The organism is Rhodococcus sp. 05-340-2, assembly GCF_002258915.1.
In the GTDB taxonomy this organism is placed as follows: domain Bacteria; phylum Actinomycetota; class Actinomycetes; order Mycobacteriales; family Mycobacteriaceae; genus Rhodococcoides.
In genome coordinates this window covers 371,131-385,175 of record NZ_NOYU01000010.1, presented here as the reverse complement: position 1 = coordinate 385,175, position 14,045 = coordinate 371,131, and the positions used below count along the sequence as shown (strand labels likewise).

The 14,045-nt window shown below is 64.6% G+C and carries 16 protein-coding genes; 4 read left to right on the top strand and 12 right to left on the bottom strand.

The window, feature by feature from the left end:
* Nucleotides 1-3: 3 nt before the first annotated feature.
* From CH271_RS28700 to purS, 5 genes are read right to left on the bottom strand one after another with little or no spacing between them, the layout of a single operon-like run.
* Nucleotides 4-165 (bottom strand): hypothetical protein, encoded by a 162-nt coding sequence (locus tag CH271_RS28700; protein ID WP_155288495.1) that lies wholly within the window; start codon nucleotides 163-165, stop codon nucleotides 4-6.
* The gene (locus tag CH271_RS06070; protein WP_037194571.1) at nucleotides 162-491 is read right to left on the bottom strand and encodes a hypothetical protein; all 330 of its coding nucleotides are present in this window, start codon (nucleotides 489-491) and stop codon (nucleotides 162-164) included. Before CH271_RS06070 ends, CH271_RS28700 begins: the two co-directional genes overlap by 4 nt.
* Before the next feature lie 7 nt (nucleotides 492-498).
* Nucleotides 499-849, bottom strand: coding sequence for a VOC family protein (locus tag CH271_RS06065; RefSeq protein WP_094633009.1), 351 nt, complete (start codon nucleotides 847-849; stop codon nucleotides 499-501).
* 36 nt (nucleotides 850-885) lie between these two features.
* Complete coding sequence (gene purQ / locus CH271_RS06060) at nucleotides 886-1,563, bottom strand: phosphoribosylformylglycinamidine synthase subunit PurQ (protein WP_094633008.1); 678 nt, start codon at nucleotides 1,561-1,563, stop codon at nucleotides 886-888.
* Complete coding sequence (gene purS, locus CH271_RS06055; protein WP_032395924.1) at nucleotides 1,560-1,811, bottom strand: phosphoribosylformylglycinamidine synthase subunit PurS; 252 nt, start codon at nucleotides 1,809-1,811, stop codon at nucleotides 1,560-1,562. The genes purQ and purS overlap by 4 nt, the downstream gene beginning before the upstream one ends.
* A 100-nt stretch (nucleotides 1,812-1,911) precedes the next feature.
* On the opposite strand from purS, the gene CH271_RS06050 reads away from it, so the two are divergent.
* Nucleotides 1,912-2,550, top strand: coding sequence for an MBL fold metallo-hydrolase (locus CH271_RS06050; RefSeq protein WP_094633007.1), 639 nt, complete (start codon nucleotides 1,912-1,914; stop codon nucleotides 2,548-2,550).
* Here CH271_RS06050 and CH271_RS06045 read toward each other — a convergent pair.
* From CH271_RS06045 to CH271_RS06025, 5 genes are all read right to left on the bottom strand, one after another.
* The gene (locus CH271_RS06045) at nucleotides 2,547-3,173 is read right to left on the bottom strand and encodes an LppP/LprE family lipoprotein (protein ID WP_094633006.1); all 627 of its coding nucleotides are present in this window, start codon (nucleotides 3,171-3,173) and stop codon (nucleotides 2,547-2,549) included. The genes CH271_RS06050 and CH271_RS06045 overlap by 4 nt on opposite strands.
* A 192-nt stretch (nucleotides 3,174-3,365) precedes the next feature.
* Nucleotides 3,366-4,184, bottom strand: a complete 819-nt coding sequence (gene thiM, locus CH271_RS06040; RefSeq protein WP_179274803.1) for a hydroxyethylthiazole kinase — start codon at nucleotides 4,182-4,184, stop codon at nucleotides 3,366-3,368.
* 174 nt (nucleotides 4,185-4,358) lie between these two features.
* A complete protein-coding gene (locus CH271_RS06035) occupies nucleotides 4,359-5,060 on the bottom strand; it encodes a DUF2334 domain-containing protein (RefSeq protein WP_037194753.1) in 702 nt (233 codons plus the stop codon).
* Between the two features lie 55 nt (nucleotides 5,061-5,115).
* Entirely contained in the window at nucleotides 5,116-5,625 is a 510-nt protein-coding gene (locus CH271_RS06030) for a glutathione peroxidase (protein WP_371828292.1), read from the bottom strand.
* Between the two features lie 130 nt (nucleotides 5,626-5,755).
* Nucleotides 5,756-7,150, bottom strand: coding sequence for a cation:dicarboxylate symporter family transporter (locus tag CH271_RS06025; RefSeq protein ID WP_094633005.1), 1,395 nt, complete (start codon nucleotides 7,148-7,150; stop codon nucleotides 5,756-5,758).
* 234 nt (nucleotides 7,151-7,384) lie between these two features.
* Here CH271_RS06025 and CH271_RS06020 point away from each other — a divergent pair, with 234 nt between their 5' ends.
* Nucleotides 7,385-8,878, top strand: coding sequence for a sensor histidine kinase (locus tag CH271_RS06020; RefSeq protein WP_230596436.1), 1,494 nt, complete (start codon nucleotides 7,385-7,387; stop codon nucleotides 8,876-8,878).
* On the top strand, nucleotides 8,875-9,549 hold the full coding sequence (locus CH271_RS06015; protein ID WP_037194556.1) for a response regulator: 675 nt from the start codon (nucleotides 8,875-8,877) through the stop codon (nucleotides 9,547-9,549). The genes CH271_RS06020 and CH271_RS06015 overlap by 4 nt, the downstream gene beginning before the upstream one ends.
* On the opposite strand, the gene CH271_RS06010 is transcribed toward CH271_RS06015, so the two are convergent.
* The gene (locus CH271_RS06010; protein ID WP_094633004.1) at nucleotides 9,546-11,678 is read right to left on the bottom strand and encodes a S9 family peptidase; all 2,133 of its coding nucleotides are present in this window, start codon (nucleotides 11,676-11,678) and stop codon (nucleotides 9,546-9,548) included. The genes CH271_RS06015 and CH271_RS06010 overlap by 4 nt on opposite strands.
* Nucleotides 11,675-12,559 carry a phosphoribosylaminoimidazolesuccinocarboxamide synthase gene (locus tag CH271_RS06005; protein WP_094633193.1) on the bottom strand — a complete coding sequence of 295 codons (885 nt, stop codon included), beginning with the start codon at nucleotides 12,557-12,559 and terminating at the stop codon, nucleotides 11,675-11,677. The genes CH271_RS06010 and CH271_RS06005 overlap by 4 nt, the downstream gene beginning before the upstream one ends.
* A 62-nt stretch (nucleotides 12,560-12,621) precedes the next feature.
* Here CH271_RS06005 and CH271_RS06000 point away from each other — a divergent pair, with 62 nt between their 5' ends.
* Nucleotides 12,622-14,034 (top strand): MDR family MFS transporter, encoded by a 1,413-nt coding sequence (locus CH271_RS06000; protein ID WP_179274804.1) that lies wholly within the window; start codon nucleotides 12,622-12,624, stop codon nucleotides 14,032-14,034.
* Nucleotides 14,035-14,045: the final 11 nt, after the last annotated feature.

The window sequence follows — 14,045 nt, the reverse complement described above, 5'->3', positions numbered from 1 at the left end:
CCGCTATTCGGGCGGCGGAGTGGTGGGCCGTCCGGCGGCAGCGTCGCGAATCCAGTCGGGGACGGGTTGATGATCGCGTTCGGCCATGGTGATGTACGCGCGGGCAGCGGCAGCGGCGACCGTTGGACGTGGTGCTTTGATGTTGCGTTCGTCGGTGGTGGTCATCGCGGGTCCTCCTGCTCGCTCTCGCCGTCAGTGTCCTCGGTTTCGCGCGGTTGCGCCAGTGCGCGACGTGCAGACCGGCCCGCAACGGCCAGTAGCACCTTGCGTTCGGTGCTGGTGATGAGCGGGGAGTCGGTGACCGTCGCAAAGACGTCCCAGCCGAGTTCCGCTTCGTCATCACTGTCACTGACGGTGTGGTCGAGGCACCAGGCGATCCGCTGCCAGGCCTGGGCCCGTTTGTCGGCAACGGTGCGCTGACGAATGGTGAGAGCGACTCCGACGACGGCGAGGACTCCCACGACGAGAGTCACCCACGCTTGGGCGGGCATCCGCTACTCAGTGCGAACCGGACACGCAGAACACGTTGCCGTCGGGATCGGTCAGGGTCACCCAGCGAAAGTCGCCCATGGTGTGTTGCGCAACCTCACGTGCACCCGCCTCGATCAGGCGCGCGACCTCACGGTCGAGGTCATCGGTAGTCATGTCGAGGTGGACGCGATTCTTGCCGTGCGTCGGGTCGTCGATCTTCTGGAAGGCCATTCGATATGGTGCCGCAGCGAGTTCGACGACATAGAACCAGCCGTCGTTCTCCTCCACGATCGTGCCGTCGACCTGCGCCGCCCACCAGCGTGCGAGTGGTCCGGGATCGGTGGTGTCGAACGTGATCATGCCCAGCGTCAGTGTCATGGCGGCACGATATCGGCGACCACCGACAAGTTCGGGTCAGGCGTTGACGATCGTGTCCAGTGCCGAGTAGAAGATGCCAAGGCCGTCGTCGCTCGGTCCGGTCAGTGGCTCGGTGGCGTGCTCGGGGTGCGGCATCAAACCGACGACCCGGCCGTTGGCCGAGGAGATGCCGGCGATCCCGCGCTGCGATCCGTTCGGGTTGCTGCCGCTGTATCGGAAGACGACCCGGCCCTCACCCTCGAGCTCGTCGAGCACGTTCTGCGGTGCCTGGAACCGACCTTCGGCGTTCTTGACCGGGATCAGAATCTCGGCACCGGGCTCGTATCGCGACGACCACGCGGTATCGGTGTTCTCCACTGCCAGCCACTGATCACGGCAGACGAAGTGCAGGCCTTCGTTGCGAGTCAGCGCGCCGGGGAGCAGTCCCACCTCGCAGAGAACCTGGAATCCGTTGCAGATACCTAGAACCGGCATACCGCCTTCGGCAGCCTTGACGACGGACTCCATCACGGGGGCGAATCGGGCAATAGCACCGGCTCGCAGGTAGTCACCGTACGAGAATCCGCCCGGGACGACGATGGCGTCGACGTCCTTCAGGTCGGCGTCGGCATGCCACAGGCTGACGGCTTCTCCACCGGCGAGGGTGACCGCGCGGGAGGCGTCGACGTCGTCGAGGGTCCCGGGGAAGGTGATGACCCCTACGCGGGCGCTCATGCGGCGGGCTCTACCGACACGCGAGTGACCGTCCAGTCCTCGATGACCGTGTTGGCCAACAGCGATTCGGCGATCTTCTCGAGCTCGGCATCGTCGACGGTGTCGTCGACCTCGAGCTCGAAACGCTTGCCCTGACGGACGTCGGACACGCCGGAGATCCCCAGACGTCCGAGCGCTCCTGCGATCGCCTGACCCTGGGGATCGAGAATCTCGGCCTTGGGCATGACATCGACAACGACTCGGGCCACGAAAGCGCTCCTTGAAATACGTACAGCAAGACAGTTACCGGCAGGTGGGAGTCTACGCAGCCCTGGCGGGAGGCGCGAAACCGCGCTTACTGTGGAGCCCATGCGGCTGACACACTTCGGACATTCCTGCGTTCTCGTCGAACTCAACGGCACCACCGTGCTGTTCGATCCCGGCACGTTCTCCCACGGGTTCGAGGGCATCACCGGACTCGACGCGATCCTCGTCACCCATCAGCACCCGGATCACGTCGATCTGCAACGTCTTCCCGCTCTCGTCGAGGCCAATCCGCGCGCGGCACTGCATGCCGATCCGATGACCGCGGGCCAATTGGGCGGCCAGTGGGCGGCAGCTCCCGCAGGCAAGGCATTCACTGTCGGCGGCATCACGGTCACCGGCGTGGGCGGCACCCATGCCGTCATCCACCCCGAACTACCGGAGATCGACAACACCGGGTACCTGCTCGGCACACCGGAGAATCCGGGCCAGCTGTTCCACCCGGGTGACTCGCTGTTCGTCCCCGAGCAGCAGGTCGAGGTTCTCGCGCTGCCCGCAGCCGCGCCGTGGTCGAAGCTCTCCGAGACAGTCGAATTCCTGCGTGCGGTAGCGCCGAAGATGGCCTTCCCCATCCACCAGGCCATCGTTGCGGAACAGGCAAGGGGCATCTACTACGGCCGCTTCAAGGAGATGTCCGACGCCGAAATCCGCGAGCTTCCCGAGGAATCGTCCGTCTCGATCTAGCCGGTGACCTCGGGCGGAAGGGTGCCGATCATGGTCACCTGCGTCCCGTCCCACGCGTAGTCGATCGTCACCGGGCCGCCGGTGGGATTGGCATTCGCATCGCTCGGGAGCGGCCAGCGGTAGTTCACCGTGACGGTGTCGGCGGATTGCGCCGCAACAGAGGTGAATCCGTACGGCTCGAGCGTGGCGGTGCCCAAGTACTCGGCGTCGTGGAAGAAGAGTAGATGCGTCGGCGAACTCACCGTAGCGCCGTACGGCAGGGCTTCGACCCAGGTGAACGACGCACACGGATCACCCATGTCGGTGGCGACCCACGGTGAGTCGGCGAACACGAGCGGCAGCGAGTCCACGGCCTGTGTCACCTGTGCCGACGCCAGATCGAGGCACTGCGGCTCGGCGTCCGGTGGGCCCATCGGAACCAGGTCGCCGGCCTCCTCGGGCGGAGTCCGCTGTGGCTGCGTTTCTTCGGTGACGGTGGCCGGGTCGGGTGTCACCGGTGCAGGGCTTGCCGCCGTGGTCGCCGGAACGGCCGAGGACGGTGCTGCCGAGGGCGTTCCTTGCTCCGCTCCCCCGCAGGCGACGAGGGCCGATGCACCGAGAGCGAGGAGCAGAAGTCGTTTCATGAAGACCGCCTGGTTCGTATTGTCCGACGCCAGGTATGTCGCCCGCAAACGTGCTCCGTTACATCACATTTCAGTCAAGAGGGCGTTACCTTCGCAGCGATCTGCATTTTTCGCACCACTACGCGCACTTTTTGCGACATTCCCGCGGATATTGCGGCACAGTGGAGCACCAACTGCACACTGGAGCGCGCGTCATTCAGGCCAGCCGATGTCGAGCCGAACCAATTCACGAATTGCCGACTCGTCGACCGTGTCGAGTCCGTCGAGGAACGCAGCTGCGAAAGACCCCGGCCGCGACGTCGACCGGGCCGCGATCTCCGACGCGACCGCGACGTGCGCGTGCGCCGCGACGGCACCGATCAGTGTAGTCGGTGACACCGAGCAGTAGGCAGCCGTCAGTGCACCGAGCGCACACCCGGTAGCCGTAACCCGTTGCAGCAGTCCGCTTCCGCCGCCCACCTTCACCATGCCGTCGGGGCCGAGAATGTGATCGGTCTCCCCCGATGCCGCCACGACCTCGGCCCGGTCGAGCAGCGACCGGGCCGCATCGACCGAATCTGCTACGTGTGCAGACGAATCCACCCCGCGCGATCCACCTTCGGCACCCGCCAGTCCCATGACCTCGGACGCGTTCGCGCGAATGACGCTGGGCCGGTTGGCAAGTAGCTCGACGGCCACCTGGGTTCGCCACGGCAGACCGCCGGCTCCCACCGGATCGAGTACCCACGGCTTCCCCGCTGCCCTCGCTGCGGCCGATGCCAATCGAGAACTCTCCACCTGGGCAGCCGTCGGAGTTCCGAGATTGACCAGGACCGCGTCGGCGATCTCGGCGAACCCTGCCGCTTCCTCGGGGTTGTCCACCATCGCCGGCGCGGCACCCGCGGCCAACAGTGCATTGGCGACGAACTGCACCGACACCGTGTTGGTCAGACACTGCACCAGCGGATTGCGATCGCGCAGAAGTCGATGTGCGGCAACGATGTCGTCAAGGGTCAAAGTCGAGGCACTCATTGTTGCGAGTCTACGACCGCACTCACCCCGTTCGCGTCAATGGACCACTGCATACGTCTGAGCGGTGCAATGGCACATTCACGCCGTAACCCCGTGCGCGTGAATGGCGCATTGCAGACGTCTGAGCGGTGCAATGGTCCATTGACGCGGGGCGGGTGGGGGTGCAGCGAGGAGCTAGGCCACGCGGGATTTGGTGCGCGGGATCCATTCGTACACGCCCGCCTCGGCTCCGTGGTGCAGGGAGAGGTCTATGGCGTCGAGGATTGCCTGTCGTGGTCCGGGTCGTCCCAGTTGCTTGGCACTGATGGCCAGGCGCACCACTCCATCGCGTCGGGCGGTGCGGCCTGCGCCGAGTACCAGTGCCTTGAACCACCAGGGCTCGGCCTTGAATCCTTCGCCGATTCCCCACACTCGGGCGCGGACGACGCCGTCGCGTTCGAGGTCGTGAATGCCGTTGAGTGCAGCCAACATTCGGAAGCCCGCGTCGGGGAGGGCTTCGACGGCACCGGGTGAGGCGATCCAGCGCGGAGCGGCGAAGATGCGGGTGCGCAGGCCGGTCTGTTCCATGACGCGGTCCGCTGCCATCAGTCGCAGTCGGGCTTCGTGACGCGGCAGTGCGGAGAACTCGGAGCGTCGACGCTTCGTCGCGGCCTGGTCGTAGCCGTGCAGAACGATCGCGTCGCCGCCGTCGCGCCGCGCCCGCAGCCATTCCTGGGTCGGCACGTCCGCTGCGAGTCGGTATTTGTCCTTCAACCGAGGTGCGACGAGCAACGACAGCGGGACGCCACGTCCGTCGAGGATGCGCGCGAAATCGGCGGCATGCTCGTAGGTGTCGTTCTTGATTCCGCTCACCGACACGATCAGGCGTCCAGACATGACTCGAGCCTCGCACACCAGCGTGAACGAGGCTCGAAGTCGATGCAGACAGAAGCTAAACGGCCATCGTTTCCTTCGGCAGGATCTTGTCGATAGCGGCGAGCACCTCGGGTGCGTCCGGCTCGGTGCGCGGACGGAAACGATCGGTGACGACGCCGTCGGGCGAGATCAGGAACTTCTCGAAGTTCCACTGGACGTCGCCGGCCTTGCCGTCGGCGTCCTCGGTCTTGGTCAATTCGGCGTAAAGCGGGTGCCGGTTGTCACCGTTGACGTCGACCTTCTCGGTCATCGCGAACGTGACGCCGTACGTGGTGGAGCAGAACGTTTCGATTTCTTCGGCGGTGCCGGGCTCCTGGCCACCGAACTGGTTGCACGGCACGCCGACGACCGACAGGCCACTGGCCGCGTACTCGTTGGCGAGCTTCTCGAGCTTTTCGTACTGCGGGGTCAGTCCACACTTGGAGGCGACATTGACCACGAGGATGGCTCTTCCGGCGTACTCGTCGAGCGAGGTGGGCGCACCACCCAGGGTGTTGATGCCGATGTTCTGAACTTCAGTCATCACCCGAACTTACCTGTGAGTACCGACAGAATGGAACCGACGTACAAAAGCAAGTACGACCCCGCTGGTGGCGGGGTCGTACTTGCGTTTTTCCGAACCGGGCGACGGGGGGATGCGCGGCGCCCGGCAGGCACTACGCCTTGGCGGCGTGCTTTTCGATGATGACCTGCTTGTCTGCAGGCCGGTCGTCCTCGGGGAGGTGGTCGTCGACCATGGTCTCCTCGTCGAACGGCAGGTTTCCGTCGAGGACGGTGTTGACCCGGTCCTTGTCGATGGTCTTGGTCCAGGTGCCGACCAGCAGGGTGGCGACGGCGTTACCCGAGAAGTTCGTCAGCGCACGGGCCTCGGACATGAACCGGTCGATTCCGACGATCAGGCCGACTCCGTCGAGCAGTTCGGGGCGATGGCTCTGCAAGCCACCGGCCAGCGTGGCCAGACCGGCTCCGGAGACGCCGGCTGCGCCCTTGGAGGCGATGATCATGAAGAGCAGCAGCGAGAACTGCTCGCCGATCGAGAGCGGCATGTTCATGGCGTCGGCGATGAAGATCGAGGCCATCGTCAGGTAGATCGCGGTGCCGTCGAGGTTGAACGAGTATCCGGTGGGGACGACGATGCCGACGGTGGTGCGCTCGACTCCGACGTGTTCCATCTTGGCGATCAGACGCGGCAGGGCCGACTCGGAGGACGACGTGGCGACGATGAGCAGGTACTCACGGGCCAGGTACTTGACCAGCTTGAAGATGGAGAAGCCGGAGACGAAGCGCAGAATCAGTCCGAGGAAGAAGAAGACGAAGATGAAGCAGGTGATGTAGAAGGCGAGCATCAGGGTGCCGAGCTGGATGACGGCGTCGAACCCGGTCTTGCCGACGACACCGGCGATGGCACCGAAGGCACCGATCGGGGCGAGCCACAGGATCATGGTCAGGATGCGGAAGACGAGCTTCTGCACCGAACCGATGCCCTTGAGGATGCCCTCGCCGCTCTTGCCCATGGCCTGCAGCGCGAAGCCGACGAGGATGGCGACGAACAGCGTCTGCAGGACGGATCCGGCGGTCAGCGACGACAGCAAGCTCTCCGGGATGATGCCGGCGATGAAGTCCATGGTTCCGCCCGCACCCTCTGCGGTTTTGGCGTACTCATCGCCACCGCCGGGCACGATATTGAGTCCCTCGCCGGGCTGAATCAGGTTGCCGACGACCATGCCGATACCGAGGGCGATGGTCGACATCGTGATGAAGTAGGCCAAGGCAAGGCCACCGACTCGGCCGACACTGGCTGCGGCGCGAACCGATCCGATGCCGAGGACGATGGTGCAGAAGATGACCGGGCTGATCATCATCTTGATCAGGCTGACGAAGAGCGTGCCGAGGACCGCGAGCTCGACGGCGAAGTCCTTGGCGGTCAGTCCTACGATGACGCCGGCGACGACGGCGATGATCACGGCGATGTAGAGCCAATGAGTCTTGTCGCGCTTCTTCTTGGGCTCGGTGGGCGGATTGTCGAACCGCTCCGCATCGATGGTTGTCATGAATGTTCCTTCTGGGTTCCGGTGAAGCGCGAGTCGAACTGCGGACTTCGTGACTACTGGGAGTGGAGTGAGGTGGATCACCCCTGCTGAGAGATGATGTTGCTGCACCGGGTGACAGGAGTCACCTATACGTTCATTTCGTTCACGTCCGATGTATTGCACGAAGGGATTGCGTTGTCCTCGAAGCGCCCACTGAGCGTCGCCGGCCAGGTATTGGTGCTGCAGCTCGTCGTCATGGCGGTCGTCGTGTTCGCCGGCGGCATCCTGACGGTGCTCAACGAACGGTCCAACAGCGACGACGCCACCCGACGCGAAGTCACGGCGATCGCGGTGAGCATCGCCAACGAACCGTCGACGCCCATTGCGATCGAGTCCGACGACCCGACGTCACGTCTGCAGCCGGAAACGGAGAAGATTCGTCAGGTCACGGGTGTCGATTTCATCGTCGTCATGGCACCGGATCGCACCCGATTCACGCACACCACCGTCGACCTGATCGGTAAGCCGTTCAGCGGCAATATCGACCGCGCCTTGCTGGGCGAGACGTTCACCGAGACGTACGTGGGTTCTCTCGGCCCGTCGATCCGGTCGGTCACGCCGGTCACCGATTCCTCGGGCGAGATCGTCGGCCTCGTCTCGGCGGGCGTCACTCGCCAGAAGATCAGTGATCAGTTCTTCCAAGGCCTGCCGCTCATCATCGCGGTCGTGCTCGCCGCCTTCGTCGTCGCCGCAGCGGGATCGACGTTGCTCAGCCGTCGGCTCCGGCGTCAGACACTGGGAATGGCACCGGCGGAACTGCGCACCATGTACGAGCATCACGACGCCGTCCTGCACTCGATCGGCGAGGGACTGTTGGTGTTCGGCCGCGGGGACGAGGCGGAGTTGGTCAACGACGAGGCCCGACGCCTCCTCGATCTACCGGAGGGCCCGGTCTCTTTCGAGTCGTTGCCGGAGTCGATGCAGCAGATGGACACCGGCATCGTGCGTGGCGAATTGCATCTGACGAAGGATCGCGTACTCGTCGTCAATCAGGATCCGGTGATGTGGGAGGGCCGACGCCTGGGCAATGTGCTGACGATTCGTGATCAGACCGAATTGCGTTCGTTGATGGGTGAATTGGACTCGGTGCGCAGTTTCGCGGAGTCGCTGCGTTCGCAGGCTCACGAGTCGGCGAACAGGCTGCACACCGTCATCACGATGGTCGAGCTCGGCCGACCCGAGGAGGCCGTCGAGTTCGCGACGGCCGATCTGGAACTCTCGCAGGCGCTCATCGACCGTCTGATGAACGCGGTCAGCGAACCGGCACTCGCTGCGCTGCTGCTGGGCAAGGTCAGTCAGGCCGCCGAGCAGGGCGTGGAGCTGACGATCACCGACGACACAGCGATGGAGCACGAGGGTGTGCTCACTGCGCGTGAATTGGTCACGCTGGTAGGCAATCTGATAGACAATGCCATCGATGCCTCGAAAGAATCCGACCAGCCGTGGGTCGAAGTGACGGTCCGCGACGCCGATGGTGAACTCGTCGTCAGGGTCGCCGACAGTGGTCCCGGAATGCCGCCGGAGACGCTCAAAGCCGCTCTGCGGCGCGGCTACTCGACCAAGTCCGGCTCACGCGGCCTCGGCCTCGCCCTGGTGACTCAGGTGATCGGTCGCCATCGCGGCACCTTGACCTCGGAAGTGACGTACGGGTCGGTCATGGTTGCCACCATCCCTGGATCGGCGTCATGATCCGCGTCCTGATCGTCGACGACGAACCACTGATCGCCGAGGCACACAAGACGTACGTCGAGCGCACCCCGGGCTTCGAGGTGGCTGGAGTGGCGCACACCGGAGCGTCGGCCATGCGTTTCGCCAGCACCGAGGCCGTCGATCTGGTGTTGCTCGATATCGGTCTGCCCGACGCGAGCGGCATCGACGTGGCAGCAGCTCTCGGCGGTCTACGGCCGAGTCCCGACGTCATCGCCATCACCTCCGAGCGGGATCTGTCGGTGGTGCGTTCGGCAGTAGCGCACGGCATCGTGCTGTATCTGCTCAAGCCCTTCACGTTCGCCGCGTTCCGCGACAAGCTCGAGCGCTATCGCGAATTCCACGCTGCGTTGCCGGCCGGGGAGAACGCGTCGAGTCAACGCGACATCGACCGCGCCATGGCGCACCTACGGACGGCCGACGAACGCGTCTCGACACCCAAGGGTATTGCCCCGCAGACGATGGACGGCATCACCGCGAGCATCAAGGAAGCGGCCGACGGACTCAACGCGTCCGAGGCCGCCAAGGTCGTCGGGGTCTCCCGAGTGACGGCCTGGCGATATCTCGAGCGACTGGCCGACGACGGCCTGGTCACCCGGCACACCGAATACGGTAAAGCCGGGCGACCGCAGGTCCGTTACATGTGGCGTTAGAGCGGCGCCGCCGCACCGGTCTTCTCGACGATCCACGCGTACTCGAAGGCCGCTTCCTTCCACTTCTCGTAGCGCCCGCTCACTCCGCCGTGTCCGGCGCTCATTTCGGTCTTCAGCAACAGGTCCGAGTCACCGGTCTTCGTTGCTCGCAGTGCAGCAACCCATTTCGCGGGCTCGACGTAGAGGACGCGAGTGTCGTTGATGGACGTGATCGCCAGGATCGACGGGTAGTCCTTGGCTTCGACGTTCTCGTAGGGGCTGTACGACTTCATGTAGTCGTACACCTCCTTGTCGGCCAACGGGTTTCCCCATTCGTCCCATTCGATGACCGTCAGCGGCAGTGACGGATCGAGGATGGAGGTGAGTGGATCGACGAACGGAACGTTGGCGAGGATGCCGTTGAACAGCTCCGGCGCGAGGTTGGCTACCGCGCCCATCAGCAGTCCACCTGCACTGCCGCCGTCGGCGACGAGGTGCTTCGGCGAGGTGCGTCCGGTGTCGATGAGATGCTGTGCGGCAGCGATGAAGTCGGTGAAGGTGTTCTTCTTCTTCAGCGTCTTGCCGTTGTCGTACCAGTGCCGACCCATTTCGCCGCCGCCGCGAACATGTGCGACGACGAAGACGATGCCACGATCGAGGAGCGAGAGCCGCGCCACCGAGAACGACGGGTCCATCGACGCCTCGTACGATCCGTAGCCGTACAGCAGCGTCGGCGCGGGGCCGTCGGGCACGTCCTTGCGCGCGATGACCGACAGCGGAATCTGCGTGCCGTCCGGCGCGGTGGCCCATTCGCGATGCTGCACATAGTCACCGGCATCGAACTTGCCCAGAACCGGCTGCGATTTGCGGAGCAGCAGTTCACCACTGGCGATGTCGAGGTCGTAGACCTGGCCGGGGGTGATGAACGAGGTGTACACCATCCGCAGCAACGGCTGATCCCACTCGGGGTTCGAGCCGGCTCCTACCGAATAGAGCTCCTCGTCGAATTCGAGCTCGCGGTACTCGCCGTAACCCTCGTCGGTCAGCGGCCAGATCGCCATGCGAGTCAACGCTTCTCGTCGGTACGTGAAGATCAGGTGGCCGGCGAACGCATCGATATCCTCGACTCGGACGTCGCCCTGATGCGGAACCAGAGTGCGCTGATCGAGTGGGTCCGAGACCGGTGCCTCGGCGAGCAGGAAGTTCTCGGCCTTGTCCCCCTCGGTGCCCCACCCGTTCACCGAGCAGTTGTGGGTGATGAGGAATCGATCCTCACCGGCCACGACGGCATGTTCGATGCTGTATTCGACGCCGTCCGTGCGCGGGAGCACGACGCGGAACTCACCCTCGGGATCGGTGGATTCCAGAACGAGGCATTCGGAGGTGATCTTCGAGCCGACCCAGATCATCAGGTACTTCTCGCTGCGGGTGGAACCGAAGCCGACCCAGTAGCTCTCGTCGGGTTCGTGGAAGACCTTGACGTCCCCGGACTTGCCGAGCGTGTGCCGCCAGACGGTGTCGGGACGCCAGGATTCGTCGACCGTCAGGTAGAACACGTGGGTGGCGTCGGCCGTCCACGTGGCCCCGGGCGCGACGTTCTCGATGGTGTCGGCGAGCAGCTCGCCGGTCTCGAGGTTCTTGAAGCGCAGTGTGTAGCGCTCGTCGCCCTCGGTGTCGGTGGAATAGGCCAGCAGCGTGCCGTCGAGGCTGATGGAGAACGCGCCGAGGGAGAAGAAGTCGTGTCCCTTCGCTTCTTCGTTGGCGTCGAGCAGGATCTGCTCACCGGGGACGTCCACGTCGGACGACAGCGTCGGCGGAGTCCAGTCGTCGGGAGAGTCGACGGGGCAACGGCATTGGAGACCGTACGACTTGCCCTCGACGGTGCGCGAGTAGTACCACCACTGCCCCATGCGCGTAGGCACGGACAGGTCGGTTTCCTGGGTTCGCGACTTGATCTCGTCGAAGATCTTGCCGCGCAACGACTCCAGGCCTGCGGTCTGCTGCTCGGTGTAGGCGTTCTCGGCTTCGAGGTAGGCGATCACCTCGGGATCTTCCTTGGCGCGCAACCACTCGTAGTTGTCGATGAAGGTGTCGCCGTGATGGGTGCGCTCGAGTGGCACCTTCTTGGCGACGGGTGGGGTGATCGTCATGGCGTGACCCAATCGTCGAAGTTCAGGCCCGAGATGCGCTCGTAGGCCTCGATGTAGCGGCTGCGTGTGGCTGCGACGATGTCGTCGGGCAACGGTGGTGGCGGGGTGTCGGAGTTGCGGTCCCAGCCGGATTCGCCCGTCAGCCAGTCGCGGACGAACTGCTTGTCGAAGCTGGGCTGGACGCGACCTTCCTCATAGGAATCGGCAGGCCAGTAGCGCGAGGAGTCAGGGGTGAGCACCTCGTCGGCGAGCACGAGGTTGCCGTCTGCGTCGGTACCGAACTCGAACTTCGTGTCGGCGAGGATGATTCCGCGTTCCAGAGCGAAGTTGGCAGCGCGTGTGTAGATCTCGATGGTGTCCTCGCGCAGCTTGAAGGCGAGTTCGGCACCGATCTTCTCGACGACCTGATCGAAGGTGATGTTCTCGTCGTGGTCGCCGAGCTCGGCCTTGGACGCGGGCGTGAAGATCGCCTGGCCGAGCTTGCTGGATTCGATCAGCCCCGGCGGGAGTTCGACGCCGCACACCTTTCCGGTCGCGTTGTAATCCGACAGACCCGAACCGGTGAGGTAGCCGCGTGCGACGCATTCGATCGGCACCATGTTCAGCTTCTTCACCACGAGGGCGCGGCCGAGCAGTTCGGTGGGAATGCGTTCGTCGAGCGGATCACCGGCCAGGTGGTTGACGCCGCCGAGCTCCTCGAAGAAGAACACGCTCATGGCCGTCAACACGCGTCCCTTGTCCGGGATCGGGGTGTCGAGGATGTGGTCGTAGGCCGAGATTCGGTCGCTCGCGACGAGCAACAGATGCGCGTCGTCGATCGTGTAGAGATCGCGGACCTTGCCGCCGGCCAGATGCTCGTAGCTACTCAGTGATGGTCGCACGGTGTTCAACACTATCTGGGCCGGTGGCGGCGGGGGTGCCGGCAGGCATCAGACTGGTAGCCGTGGCAACGAACAACACGACGTCGGCTGTCGGATTCCGCTCCGAACGCGGGCCGATACTGATTGCGTTGATGCTCAGCACGTCTCTGGTCGCCCTCGACGCGACCATCATCGCGACCGCGGTGCTGTCCATCGTCGACGACCTGGGCGGGTTCACGCAGTTTCCGTGGCTGTTCTCCATCTATCTTCTGGCGCAGGCAGTATCGGTGCCGCTGTACGGAAAACTGGCCGACCTGTTCGGCCGCAAGAAGATCATGCTGTTCGGCATCGCGGTGTTTCTGCTCGGCTCGATACTCTGCGGCCTGGCCTGGAGCATGCCCGCCCTGATCGCCTTTCGGGCAGTCCAGGGTCTCGGCGCGGGTGCCGTGCAGCCGATGGCGATCACCATCGCCGGCGATATCTACACCCTGGCCGAGCGCGCCAAGGTGCAGGGCTACCTCGCCAGCGTGTGGGCGATGTCCTCGGTACTCGGCCCGGCCCTCGGCGGTATCTTCTCCGAGTTCCTGACGTGGCGTTGGATCTTCTTCGTCAACATTCCGCTGTGCGCGCTGGCCGCGGTGATGCTGTGGCGCAAGTTCGACGAGGGAGCCGTGGAACGCACCAAGCCCAAGATCGACTACCTCGGTGCCGGTCTGCTGACGGTGGGCGCGGCGATGGTGCTGCTCGGGCTGCTCGAGGGCGGACAGTCCTGGGCGTGGAACTCCCCCGTCAGCATCGCCATCTTCGTCGCCGGACTCTCGCTGCTCGCCGCTTTCGCGGTGGTTCAGACCAGAGTCGAAGAGCCGATCCTGCCGTTGTGGGTGTTCACGCGTCGAGTCCTGGTGGTCAGCAGTTTCATCTCGCTGCTCGTCGGTGCGTTGATCCTCGGCCTGACGTCCTACGTTCCGACGTTCGTGCAGGGCGTGCTCGGCACCGGCGCGATCGTCGCAGGCTTCGCACTGTCCACCCTCACACTCGGCTGGCCCATCGCGGCCTCCCTCTCCGGGCGGGTGTACCTCCGGTTCGGTTTCCGCACCACCGCGCTGATCGGTGCCTCCATCGCGGTCGTCGGAGCGGCATTCGCCACTGGCCTCGGTTCCAGTTCCCAGGTATGGCAGGTGGGCGCGGTGTGCTTCGTGATCGGCCTCGGTATGGGCCTGATCGCGAGCCCCACCCTCATCGCAGCCCAGTCGAGCGTCGAATGGTCCGAGCGCGGCGTCGCCACCTCGACCAACATGTTCGCCCGCTCCATCGGCAGCGCAGTCGGGGTCGCGGTGTTCGGTGCGATCGTCAACTCACGCATCTCCGACGACCCGAGTCCCGAACATCTGTCCGACGCCATCCACCCGGTCTTTCTGGGTGTCCTGGCGGCAGCAGCGGTGATGGCCTTCGCGGCACTGTTCATGCCCAAGCGTGCCGCGGAACCGACCCGATAGCGTTCCCTTCG

Excerpts from the sequence above, each read along its gene's own strand:
- CH271_RS28700 (WP_155288495.1), bottom strand. The coding sequence starts at position 165 with ATGACCACCACCGACGAACGCAACATCAAAGCACCACGTCCAACGGTC.
- CH271_RS06070 (WP_037194571.1), bottom strand. The coding sequence starts at position 491 with ATGCCCGCCCAAGCGTGGGTGACTCTCGTCGTGGGAGTCCTCGCCGTC.
- CH271_RS06065 (WP_094633009.1), bottom strand. The coding sequence starts at position 849 with ATGACACTGACGCTGGGCATGATCACGTTCGACACCACCGATCCCGGA.
- purQ (WP_094633008.1), bottom strand. The coding sequence starts at position 1,563 with ATGAGCGCCCGCGTAGGGGTCATCACCTTCCCCGGGACCCTCGACGAC.
- CH271_RS06050 (WP_094633007.1), top strand. The coding sequence starts at position 1,912 with ATGCGGCTGACACACTTCGGACATTCCTGCGTTCTCGTCGAACTCAAC.
- CH271_RS06045 (WP_094633006.1), bottom strand. The coding sequence starts at position 3,173 with ATGAAACGACTTCTGCTCCTCGCTCTCGGTGCATCGGCCCTCGTCGCC.
- thiM (WP_179274803.1), bottom strand. The coding sequence starts at position 4,184 with ATGAGTGCCTCGACTTTGACCCTTGACGACATCGTTGCCGCACATCGA.
- CH271_RS06035 (WP_037194753.1), bottom strand. The coding sequence starts at position 5,060 with ATGTCTGGACGCCTGATCGTGTCGGTGAGCGGAATCAAGAACGACACC.
- CH271_RS06025 (WP_094633005.1), bottom strand. The coding sequence starts at position 7,150 with ATGACAACCATCGATGCGGAGCGGTTCGACAATCCGCCCACCGAGCCC.
- CH271_RS06020 (WP_230596436.1), top strand. The coding sequence starts at position 7,385 with ATGGCGGTCGTCGTGTTCGCCGGCGGCATCCTGACGGTGCTCAACGAA.
- CH271_RS06015 (WP_037194556.1), top strand. The coding sequence starts at position 8,875 with ATGATCCGCGTCCTGATCGTCGACGACGAACCACTGATCGCCGAGGCA.
- CH271_RS06010 (WP_094633004.1), bottom strand. The coding sequence starts at position 11,678 with ATGACGATCACCCCACCCGTCGCCAAGAAGGTGCCACTCGAGCGCACC.